This window comes from Streptomyces lonarensis, from assembly GCF_012033735.1.
GTDB classification, from domain to species: domain Bacteria; phylum Actinomycetota; class Actinomycetes; order Streptomycetales; family Streptomycetaceae; genus Streptomyces; species Streptomyces lonarensis.
Map to the genome: position 1 here is coordinate 1 of NZ_JAAVJD010000195.1, position 9,899 is coordinate 9,899.

At 75.4% G+C, this 9,899-nt stretch carries 10 protein-coding genes; 3 read left to right on the top strand and 7 right to left on the bottom strand.

All coding sequences use genetic code 11. The features are described from left to right. Window positions 1-202: 202 nt before the first annotated feature. Window positions 203-1,099, top strand: a complete 897-nt coding sequence (folP, locus tag HCN56_RS19720; protein ID WP_167973030.1) for a dihydropteroate synthase — start codon at window positions 203-205, stop codon at window positions 1,097-1,099. Next, window positions 1,096-1,566, top strand: coding sequence for a nuclear transport factor 2 family protein (locus HCN56_RS19725; RefSeq protein WP_167973032.1), 471 nt, complete (start codon window positions 1,096-1,098; stop codon window positions 1,564-1,566). The genes folP and HCN56_RS19725 overlap by 4 nt, the downstream gene beginning before the upstream one ends. A gap of 128 nt (window positions 1,567-1,694) precedes the next feature. Here HCN56_RS19725 and HCN56_RS19730 read toward each other — a convergent pair whose 3' ends face one another. Continuing rightward, window positions 1,695-3,626: a PH domain-containing protein gene (locus tag HCN56_RS19730; protein WP_245246769.1), complete on the bottom strand. Its 1,932-nt coding sequence runs from the start codon at window positions 3,624-3,626 to the stop codon at window positions 1,695-1,697. Continuing rightward, window positions 3,626-4,123 (bottom strand): PH domain-containing protein, encoded by a 498-nt coding sequence (locus HCN56_RS19735; protein WP_167973034.1) that lies wholly within the window; start codon window positions 4,121-4,123, stop codon window positions 3,626-3,628. Before HCN56_RS19735 ends, HCN56_RS19730 begins: the two co-directional genes overlap by 1 nt. A 215-nt stretch (window positions 4,124-4,338) precedes the next feature. On the opposite strand from HCN56_RS19735, the gene HCN56_RS19740 reads away from it, so the two are divergent. Beyond that, window positions 4,339-5,433: an NADH-quinone oxidoreductase subunit D gene (locus HCN56_RS19740; RefSeq protein ID WP_167973045.1), complete on the top strand. Its 1,095-nt coding sequence runs from the start codon at window positions 4,339-4,341 to the stop codon at window positions 5,431-5,433. A 49-nt stretch (window positions 5,434-5,482) separates the two neighbouring features. Here HCN56_RS19740 and HCN56_RS19745 read toward each other — a convergent pair whose 3' ends face one another. The 5 genes from HCN56_RS19745 to HCN56_RS19765 all read right to left on the bottom strand — a co-directional run bounded on the left by HCN56_RS19745 (window position 5,483) and on the right by HCN56_RS19765 (window position 9,784). Continuing rightward, entirely contained in the window at window positions 5,483-6,034 is a 552-nt protein-coding gene (locus HCN56_RS19745) for a DinB family protein (RefSeq protein WP_167973036.1), read from the bottom strand. Window positions 6,035-6,167: 133 nt separating this feature from the next. Then, the gene (locus HCN56_RS19750; RefSeq protein ID WP_167973038.1) at window positions 6,168-6,485 is read right to left on the bottom strand and encodes a hypothetical protein; all 318 of its coding nucleotides are present in this window, start codon (window positions 6,483-6,485) and stop codon (window positions 6,168-6,170) included. A 103-nt stretch (window positions 6,486-6,588) separates the two neighbouring features. Continuing rightward, a complete protein-coding gene (locus HCN56_RS19755) occupies window positions 6,589-8,073 on the bottom strand; it encodes a cation:proton antiporter domain-containing protein (protein ID WP_167973040.1) in 1,485 nt (494 codons plus the stop codon). Window positions 8,074-8,082: 9 nt separating this feature from the next. Beyond that, window positions 8,083-8,310 (bottom strand): cation:proton antiporter regulatory subunit, encoded by a 228-nt coding sequence (locus HCN56_RS19760; protein WP_167973042.1) that lies wholly within the window; start codon window positions 8,308-8,310, stop codon window positions 8,083-8,085. A gap of 334 nt (window positions 8,311-8,644) precedes the next feature. After that, window positions 8,645-9,784, bottom strand: coding sequence for an SAM-dependent methyltransferase (locus HCN56_RS19765; RefSeq protein ID WP_167973047.1), 1,140 nt, complete (start codon window positions 9,782-9,784; stop codon window positions 8,645-8,647). Between the last annotated feature and the right edge of the window lie 115 nt (window positions 9,785-9,899).

Consider the following 9,899-nt stretch of genomic DNA (forward strand, 5'->3'; position numbering starts at 1 on the left):
CCCGCCGTCGGGGCGCGGACGCGGCCACCGGCGGCGCGCGACCGAGGGTTCGCGCCGCGTCCGACCGGTGCGGCACGCCCGGGGGCGGCGCCCGCTGCGTCACCCGGACGGCGCAGCATCCGCGCCGGTGTCGGCACCGGTCACGCCCCCGGCGTCCCGGTCTCCCAGCGATCATCCGAGCCACAGCGCCTACCCTGGTCGCATGCAGCTCTCACCCGGTCACGAGCCCGCCCCGCGGGGTGTGGTGGACGGCCTGCCGGCATGGGACCGATGCGCGGTCATGGGCGTGGTCAACGTCACCCCCGACTCCTTCTCGGACGGCGGGATGTGGTTCGAGCCGTCCGCCGCGATCAAGCACGGTCTGGAACTGGTCGCCGACGGTGCCGACCTCGTCGACGTGGGCGGCGAGTCCACCCGGCCGGGCGCCAGCCGGGTGGACGAGTCCGAGGAGCTGCGCCGCGTCGTGCCGGTGGTGCGGGCGCTGACCGCCGAGGGGGTCGCCGTCTCCGTGGACACCATGCGCGCCTCGGTGGCGGCGGAAGCCGTCGCCGCGGGGGCGCGGCTGGTCAACGACGTCAGCGGCGGACGCGCCGACTCCCGCATGGTGCCGGTCGTCGCCGAACTCGGCGTGCCCTTCGTGGTGATGCACTGGCGCGGCCAGAGCGCCGACATGAACACCCGCGCCGTCTACACCGACCCGGTCGGCGAGGTGCTGGCCGAACTGCGGGAGGCGGTCGATGCCGCCGTCGACGGCGGCATCGCCGAGGAGCGCGTCGTCGTCGACCCCGGGCTCGGCTTCGCCAAGCAGGCGCCGCACGACCTCGCGCTGGTGGCCGGCCTGCGGCGGCTCGCCGCCGAACTGCGGCGGCCGATGCTGGTCGCCGCCTCGCGTAAACGTTTCCTCGGCCGCGTGCTGGCCGCCCCGGACGGCACGCCGCCCCCGGCGAGGCAGCGCGACGCCGCCACCGCGGCGGTCACCGCGATCGCCGCGCGGGACGGGGCCTGGGCGGTCAGGGTCCACGACGTCGGCCCGTCCGCCGACGCGGTACGGGTCGCCCGGGCGGTGGAAGCAGCAGCGGGACCGGGGGAGCGGACATGAGCGCGCGCACCGACATCGAGGCCGTGGAGGCCGCCAACACCGCCCTCTACGACGCGCTGGAGGCCGGCGACCTGGAGGCGATGGCCGACCAGTGGCTGCACGACCGGGTCAGCGTCGTCCACCCGGGCTGGCCCGTGCTCTCCGGTCGCTCGGAGGTGATGCGCTCCTACGCGCTGATCATGGCCGGCACCGAGTACATCCAGTTCTTCCTGACGGACGTGGAGATCGAGGTGCTGGGCGACACCGCCGTCGTGACCTGTACCGAGAACATCCTCTCCGGCGGCCCCGCCGAGGACGACGGCTCCGCCGGCCCGCTCGTCGGCGGCCTGGTCGTCGCCACGAACGTCTTCCGCCGGGCGGACGACGGCGCGTGGAAGATCTGGGCGCACCACGGCTCGCCGGTCCTCGTCGACGACGAGGACGAGGACGGCGAGGGACCGGCGGAGCCCGGCGTCACCGAACTCTGACACCTCCCCGCGGCATCGCGGGGCGGGACGACCGACGGGCCGGGCCCGGCGCCACCGACGGGTGGCTGCCGGGCCCGGCCCGTCGGTCGTCACTGCGGGTGACGGTGACGCGCCGAGGGCGCCCGCTGTCAGCCCTGGGCGCCGTCGGTCCGGCCGCCCTCGGCGCGCTCGGGGTGGGTCCGCTCGGTGCCGGTCCCGGCACCGTCGGTCGGCTCGGCGCCCTCGGCCGGCTCGGTGCCACTCGGGTGGGCGTCCGGGCGGGAGGGCTCTTCGGGGGCGGCCGGTCGCCCGTCCCCGCCGCCGTTCCCGGCCGTCGCCGGCTCGGAGGCAGCGGTCGGCGTGTCGGTGGCGTCCGGCCCGGTCCCCGCCGATCCGTCCGCGCCGTCCGCGCCGTCCGACCCGTCCGACCTGACCGACCCGTCCGCGCCCGGGGCCGTCGTGCCGGTCAGCCAGCGCTCCGGGGCGGCGGAACGACGCCCGAGCCGGGAGCGCTCCGCCTGTGCCGCGATCTCCTCGCGGGCGTGCTCCAGGTCCATGAGCCGGGCGGCCGCCGTGCCGTTGCCGCCGTGGTGCACCTGAAGGTCGGCCAGCCGCAGCCGGTGCATCCACGGGCCCCGGCTGAGCCGGATGCTCTGCACCTTGGCGTGCGGCACGAGGGTGTGAATCCGCTTCAGCCGCCCACGGCGCGCCACGAACACCGTCTCCGTCACCCCGTGGCCGTAGCCCCGGTACCAGATCGGCACCGCCCAGCGGCCGCGCCGGGGCGAGGGGCGGACCGCGGCCACCGCCTCGTCGATCGAGACGCCCGGCAGGAAGCGGGCGATCAGCTGCGCACACTCCGCGCGGCTCGCGACCGGAACCAGCATGCCGTTCTCGACACCCTCGCCGGCGACCATGATCTCCAGCCGCGCCCAGCCGCGGGAGCGCCACAGCAGCGGTTCGACGATGTCGACCGACTGCACGCGCCCGGGCGGCACCGTCGCGTGGTCCCGCTGCAGCAGGCCGTGGTCCAGCCGCAGCCCGTCGGGCGACTCGCTGACCGTCCAGTCGTACTGCGTGAGGAAGCCGCCGATCCCGGTCTGCCAGACAACGGCCGCGAACGGCACGCAGACGGCCAGGGTGGCGAAGATGCTGCCGGTCAGCAGGTACATGCCGGGCGCGACGAGCAGCAGGAAGAGCAGCGCGCCCCAGCCCGCGCCGAGCAGCAGCAGCGACTTCACCAGGGTGCCGGTCTCCACCCGGAGCAGCTGCCGGGCGGGCGCCTCGCCGGCCGTCCGGGCGGCGTCCGGGGTGATGCCGGCGGCGCGCGCCAGCAACTCGGCCCGCAGCTCACGGGCCTTGGCCTCGCCGAGGAAGGCCAACTCGTCCGAGGAACCGGCCCCGACGACCTCCATCTTGAGCTTGGCCACGCCGACCAGCCGCGCCAACAGCGGGCGGCTCAGGTCGATCGACTGGATGCGGTCCAGGCGCAGATGGGCGCTGCGACGGAACAACAGGCCGGTGCGGATGCGCAGTTCCGTGTCGGTCACCAGGAACCGCGTCACCCGCCAGGAGAGGAACCCGTAGAGGGCGGCGGCGGCGAGTATGCCCGCGAGGACGAGCAGCAGCGGTCCGATGCCCAGGTCGGCCAGGTTGCGCAGTTGCTGCGGGTTGTTGAATGCGAGCGCGGCCAGGCCGGCCAGCGGCGCCCAGGCACGGCGCCAGGGGGTCACGGGGTGCAGGCGTTCGCCCTGGCCGTCGGGGAACGCCTCAGCAGGGTCGCCCTTCACCGTCGCCGCGGTGTCGGTGTCGGTGTCTGTATCGGTGTGGGTGTCGGTGTCGGTGTCTGTATCGGTGTGGGTGGTCGTGTCCGTGTCCCGATCCGTGTCCGTCCCGGCCTCGGCGGCCTCGACGGGCTGCTCCGCGGGCGGCGCCGTGCGGGCGTCCGCCCGGAGGTCGGCCCGGTCGGGCTGCTCGGCCCCGTCGTTTCGGTCGGTCCCGTCGGTCCCGTCGGGCCGCTCGGTCCCCGTCGTCACCGGGCCGGTGCCCGGCGCCGCCGGTCGGGTGTGGTCGTCCGCCATCACAGCCCCGCCGACCGGGACTCGCCCAGCTCGGTCAGCCGGTCACGCAGCCGCTCCGCCTCGTCCGGGTCGAGCCCGGGGATGGTGGCGTCCGTCGCGGCCGCGGCGGTGTGGAGCTGGAGGCGCGCCAGGCCGAACTTCCGGTCCAGCGGGCCCGAGGTGACCTCCACCAGCTGCATGCGGCCGTAGGGGACCACGATCATCTGCCGCCAGAGCACGCCCTTGCTGATGAGCAGGTCGTCCTCACGCTCCAGGTAGCGCCAGGAACGCTGGTGGCGACCGATCACCCACCACAGCCACACCCCCGTCAGCAGCGGCGCGAGCGCCAGCAGCGACCAGGAGGGCGCGCCGAGGACCGCCGGCAGGATCGCCGCCACCAGCAGCGGCGGCACCACCCACATCACCATCACCAGCCGCCAGACGGTCAACAGGGCGGGCTTGACCCGCTGCCACTTCTCGGCCGGAGGGTCGACCGGCTCCCGCACCATGCTGTCCATGCCACGAGCTTACGGCGCTCCGCCGGGCTTCAGCAGGGCGTCACCGACCGGCCGGGCGCCGGGGGCTCCCGCACCCGCGTGAAGCTGCCAGACTGACCCGCATGGCGCAGACGAGCACCGGGGCCGGGGCCCCGCACCCCGTGACCGGACCGCACGGCGCCGGTGGCACCGGCACCACTACGGTGGGCGTCGGGGGAGCCGCCGAGAGCACCGACATGGTGCTCAACATCGGCCCGCAGCACCCCTCCACCCACGGCGTGCTGCGGCTGCGGCTGGTGCTGGACGGGGAGCGCATCACCCGCGCGGAACCCGTCGTCGGCTACATGCACCGCGGTGCGGAGAAGCTGTTCGAGGCGCGCGACTACCGCCAGATCATCGTGCTCGCCAACCGGCACGACTGGCTCTCCGCCTTCTCCAACGAGCTGGGCGTGGTGCTCGCCGTCGAGCGGATGCTCGGCATGGAGGTGCCCGAGCGGGCCGTCTGGCTGCGCACCCTGCTCGCGGAGCTGAACCGGGCGCTCAACCACCTGATGTTCCTGGGCTCGTACCCGCTGGAGCTGGGCGGCATCACGCCGATGTTCTACGCGTTCACCGAGCGGGAGGACCTCCAGCACGTCATGGAGGAGCTGTCCGGCGGCCGGATGCACTACATGTTCAACCGGGTGGGCGGGCTCAAGGAGGACCTGCCCGCCGGCTGGACCGACCGGGCGCGGGGAGCCGTCGCCGGGGTCCGGGGGCGGCTCGGCCGCTTCGACGACCTGGTGCTCGGCAACGAGGTGTTCCGCTCCCGCACCCGGGGCGTCGGCGTGCTGGACCCGGCCGTCGCCCGTTCCTACGGCGTGTCGGGCCCGATCGCCCGCGCCAGCGGCGTGGATTTCGACCTCCGCCGCGACGAGCCCTACCTGGCGTACGGCGAACTGGGTGACGTGCTGCGCGTCGCCGTCCGGTCGGAGGGCGACTGCCTCGCCCGGTTCGAGGTGCTGCTGGACCAGACCCGCAACGCCCTCGAACTCGCCGACGCCTGCCTGGACCGGCTCGCCGAACTGCCGCCCGGGCCGGTGAACCAGCGGCTCCCCAAGGTGCTGAAGGCCCCGGAGGGCGCCACCTACGCCTGGACGGAGAACCCCCTCGGGCTCAACGGCTACTACCTGGTCTCCAAGGGGGAGAAGACCCCGCACCGGCTGAAGCTGCGCTCGGCCTCGTTCAACAACATCCAGGCGCTGGTCGACCTGCTCCCCGGGACCCTGGTCGCCGACATGGTCGCGATCCTGGGGTCGTTCTTCTTCGTCGTCGGAGACATCGACAAGTAGCAGCCGACCCGGCCGGGACGGTCCGGGGCGAGGGAACCGGCCGGGACGGTCAGCCGGCGGTCGGTCGCGCACCGGCGGCGCGCAGCAGCCGCAGCTGGCCGATCTCCGCCGCGTTCTTCATCAGCTCGGCGTTGACCCAGGCGGCGGTGTCGGCAGCGGTCCGGTCGGACCCCGGCGGCCACGGGAACGGCGCCTCCGCGTCCAGCGCGCCCGGCGAACCGTCCGCCAACGCCGCCGCCCACTCCTCGCGCAGCGCCCGCAGCCGCGTCACCGCCGCCGCGCCGTCGCCCGCCCAGACCACGGCCTCCCGGGCCGGCGGCTCCTCCCCGCGCAGCAGCCGCAGCGCGGTCGTCCACCACCAGTCCACGTGCCAGGTGAGCCAGGCGACGGTCGGCACGGGCACCGGGTCGGGCTCGGCGTCGGCCCAGTCCGGCACCCACCGGCCGTTGTCGCCCTGCCGCACCGCCCAGCACAGCGGCGCCGGCTCCCAGTGGACGTCCGCCTCCACCAGCCGGTCGAGGTGGTACTCCAGCAGCGCCCAGGTCAGGTCGAACTGGTTCCGCAGCAGGGCGAGGCGGGCGGCGTCGGCGTGGTTCTCCATGGCGGGCACCCTGTCACCCGGGGCACACGCGCGGCCAGCGGTTATCGCGGGCACGCACCGGCCGCCACCGTGCCAACCGTGCCGAGTGAACCGCACCGCGCACCGTGCCGAGCGCCGCGCCCTGAGGGCCCGGTCAGCCGCGGACGAGCAACCGGTCCACCGTGGCGACCGCCGCATCGGAGCGGGGCCCCGGGCTCGCGGTCCTGCCGACCGCGTCCAGCAGGCGGCCGGTCTCGCTGTCTGCCAGGTAGATGAGGACCTTGCGGTCCTGGTCCCGGGGCAGTTCGAACGGCAGGTGGCCGAAGCCGTCCTCGACCAGTGCCGCGGAGATCTCCTGGACCACCCGCGTTCCGGCGCGGCCCTTCCCGGCGCACTCCCGCAGCTCCCGGACACTCACGATCGCCTGCCCCCGGCCCTTCCGGACCGCGCGTCGAATCTCGGTGAAGTCCATCCCCGCCCCCCTCAGAACGTTTCCGCAGCCACAAGGTAGTCGCACCACCGGCCGCCGCGGCCCGGAACGGACAGATCCATCGGCGCGGACGTGAGGCGGCTGCTCAGCGCTTGTCGCGGGAGCGGCCCATCGGGGCGCGGACGAGGGTGTCGTCGATGAAGCAGAACCGCCAGTCCTCGCCCGGCTCGGCGGACTGGATCACCGGGTGCCGCGCCTCCTCGGCGTGGCGTCGCGAGTGCTGGTGGGGCGAGTCGTCGCAGCAGCCGACGTGGCCGCAGGTTGTGCAGAGCCGCAGCTGCACCCAGTCGGTGCCGAGCTCCTCGCACCCGCGGCACGCGGCGGCGTCGGTGCTGGTCACGCGGATCTGGTCCAGATGCGTGCAGGAGGTGCTGATGGTCTCCTCCCGCACGTAGGTCCAGTCGGACCGCAGCAGCCAGTCCGGCATCACCCGTGCCAGGTAGCGGGAACCCGCCGCCAGCAGGGGCGCCGTCACGGCCAGCAGCAGCACGTAGAGGGCGACGAAGGGGCCGAGCCGCGCGTCCAGTCCGGCGGCGATCGCCAGCGTCACCAGGATCAGCGAGAACTCGCCCCGGGCCAGCACCGTCAGCCCGATGTTGGCCGCCCCCCGCTGGTTGAAGCCGAACAGCCGCGCCGCCAGCACCCCGGCCGTCACGTTGGTGACGACCGTGACGGCGACGGCGATCAGCGCCGGGACGGCGACGCCGCCCAGGTCGCCCACGTCGATCGTCAGGCCGAACGCCACGAAGAAGACCGTCGCCAGCACGTCCCGCAGCGGCAGCACGATCCGCTCCACCCGCTCCCGGAACCGGGTGCGGGAGACGACCAGGCCCACCATGAGGGCACCGATGGCGTCCGAGACGCCCACCTCGTCGGAGAGGCCGGCGACCAGCACCGCCAGGCCGATCGCTGCGACGGCCAGCAGCTCGTCCTCGCGGCTGCCGATCAGCCCGCCCACCGCCCGCGCACCCCAGCGCGCCACCGCGAACAGCACCACCAGGAAGCCGAAGCTGAGGGCGATGTGCCCCGCCAGTGCCCCAGGCGAGTCCGCACCGGACAGCACCGGCGACAGCAGCGCCAGGTAGAAGGCGAGGAACAGGTCCTCGATGACGATGATCCCCAGGATCACCGGGGTCTCGGCGTTGGTCAGCCGCTGCAGCTCGATGAGCAGCTTGGTGGCGATGGCGGAGGAGGAGATCCCCAACGCCCCCGCCACGACCAGCGCCTCCGCACCGCCCCAGCCCAGGGAGAAGCCGAAGATCAGCCCGGCGGTGATGTTCAGCCCGATGTAGCAGGCCGCCGCCAGGAACAGCCGCCGCCCGCCGCCGACCACCTGCTCCAGCGGGAACTCCACGCCGAGGTGGAACAGCAGCAGCACCAGCCCCAGCGCGGCCAGCACCGACAGGTCGTCGGGGTGCTCGATCAGCACCGGTCCCGGCGTGCCGGGGCCCAGCAGAATCCCGACCAGCATGTAGCAGGGGACCGACGGCAGCCCGACCCGCCGCGCACCGCGGGCGACGAGGGCCGCCAGCAGCAGCACCGCCCCGAGGCCGACCAGGTCGGCGTGCACCGCCCGGCCTCAGCCCTCGTAGAAGGTCGCGGAGAGCACCGCGGCCAGCTTGCGGGCCTGTTCGTCGGTCAGCTCCAGCACCGCGGTCGGCTCGGCCGACCGCGTGGCGAAGACGTAGAGATAGCGGGTGCCGCCGGGGCGCACCACCACGGAGACCCGGTTCTCGTCGTCGGTCAGATCGACGTCGTACCGGGTGCCGACGCCCGGCAGCTCGGTGACGTGCACGCCCTGTCCCATCGCAGCTCCTCGGCGCCACCCGGGCGCCACGGCGGCCGCCCGCGCTCCGCCGGTCGCACCACCCGGCGGGCGGAGAAGCCGCGCACGCCGAGGGCCACCGGACGGCGGAACACCCGCCGCACGAAGAAGCGTCCCACCGAACGGCGCGCCCCGCCGGTCGGGAACCCCTGGTCGCGGCCGGTGCGGCCAGGCCCTGCAGCCTCCCGGCGCCCGCGACGCCCGCTCGCCGGCGGGCTGCCCGGGTCGCCCGCCCCCGGCCCGCCGGTTCTCGGGCCGCGCGGTCGGATGCTGTGCCCGCGTGGTCGGCCCGGACGCACCGGGTGATCAGGACGGGTCAGGACGGGGCGGGCCGCCCGGGTGGCTGCGCCGGCACCGCCGCCAACGGGGACGGGACGGCGACCGGCTGCACCAGCCAGGTGAAACCGCCGAACCCGTCCGGGGCCGTCAGCTCCGCCGCCTCGCCCGCCCGCGCCAGCGCCCGCAGATAGGCCGCCGGGTCGGTCCGGGCCAGCTCCAGCGGCGGCCGTCGACCGTCCGTTCCCAGCAGGCGCAGCGCCGCCCGCTGCGTCAGGAGCTGCGGCGCGCCCGCCCCCGGCGCCGCCGCGCCCGCTGCCGCGCACGCGTCCAGCGCGACGTGCGCGGTCAGGTCGCAGCGCCCGTCCGGTACCGGGGCGACCTGCCGGCCGTCCCGGTACCCGGTCAGGCTGCCCAGCGGCGGACGGGCGTCGCGCGTGTGGCTGTAGTCCACGGCCACCGCGAGGCCGCGCCGCAGCGTCCCCACCGCGTCGGCCCAGGCAGCGTCCCGCGTCCGCCCGATCTCGGCCCGCTCACCCGGTGCCCCGGACGCGGGCCACCAGCGCCGCAGCCACGCCGCGTCCTCGCCGGTGACCGGCCCGCCGTGGCGTTCCCGGCCGTCTGCCCGGACCAGCACATGGCGGCGGCGTCCGGCGTCGTCGCTCTCCACCACGTCCAGCGGGACGTTGTCCAGCCACTCGTTGGCGAACAGCAGCCCTGTGGTGCCGGCGGGCGGACGGCCGGACCAGGCGATGCGGCCGGGCACCCCCGCCGGTCGCGCGGCGCGCTCCACCGCGCACGGCCGGACCCGCTCGGCGACGGACGGGGGGAGGGCGGCCAGCACCCCCGTCAGCAGTTCGCCGCGGCCCGCCCCGACGTCGACCAGGTCCAGCACCGGGGGGTGGCCGAGTGCCTCGTCCACCCGCAGCAGCAGCGTCGCCACCGCGCCCGCGAACAGCGGCGACGCGTGCACGGCGGTCCGGAAGTGCGAGGCGGGCGCCTCCCGCAGGAAGAACCCGCCCGCCCCCTCGCTCAGCGCCCCCTCGCTCAGCGGCCCCTCGTTCAGCGGCCCGTCGGCGGTCTCCGCCGCGCCGCCGGTCGCGCCGGTGATGGCCGCGTCCCCGTACAGCGCCCGCTCCGCGGCCTCGCGCCACCCCGACCACGGACCGTCGCCCGTCACCGCGCTGCCCCGGCCGTCGCCGCCGTTCCGTCGCTCGTGGTCGGCAGCGCGCTCCGCGCCGTCCCCGGCGGACCCGCCCACGTCGCCGCCGTTCCGGCGGGCGGGAGCCCGGTCC

What these genes read in the sequence shown, in the direction of transcription:
- folP (WP_167973030.1), top strand. Translation starts at nt 203, where the DNA reads ATGCAGCTCTCACCCGGTCACGAGCCCGCCCCGCGGGGTGTGGTGGAC.
- HCN56_RS19725 (WP_167973032.1), top strand. Translation starts at nt 1,096, where the DNA reads ATGAGCGCGCGCACCGACATCGAGGCCGTGGAGGCCGCCAACACCGCC.
- HCN56_RS19730 (WP_245246769.1), bottom strand. Translation starts at nt 3,626, where the DNA reads ATGGCGGACGACCACACCCGACCGGCGGCGCCGGGCACCGGCCCGGTG.
- HCN56_RS19735 (WP_167973034.1), bottom strand. Translation starts at nt 4,123, where the DNA reads ATGGACAGCATGGTGCGGGAGCCGGTCGACCCTCCGGCCGAGAAGTGG.
- HCN56_RS19740 (WP_167973045.1), top strand. Translation starts at nt 4,339, where the DNA reads ATGGTGCTCAACATCGGCCCGCAGCACCCCTCCACCCACGGCGTGCTG.
- HCN56_RS19745 (WP_167973036.1), bottom strand. Translation starts at nt 6,034, where the DNA reads ATGGAGAACCACGCCGACGCCGCCCGCCTCGCCCTGCTGCGGAACCAG.
- HCN56_RS19750 (WP_167973038.1), bottom strand. Translation starts at nt 6,485, where the DNA reads ATGGACTTCACCGAGATTCGACGCGCGGTCCGGAAGGGCCGGGGGCAG.
- HCN56_RS19760 (WP_167973042.1), bottom strand. Translation starts at nt 8,310, where the DNA reads ATGGGACAGGGCGTGCACGTCACCGAGCTGCCGGGCGTCGGCACCCGG.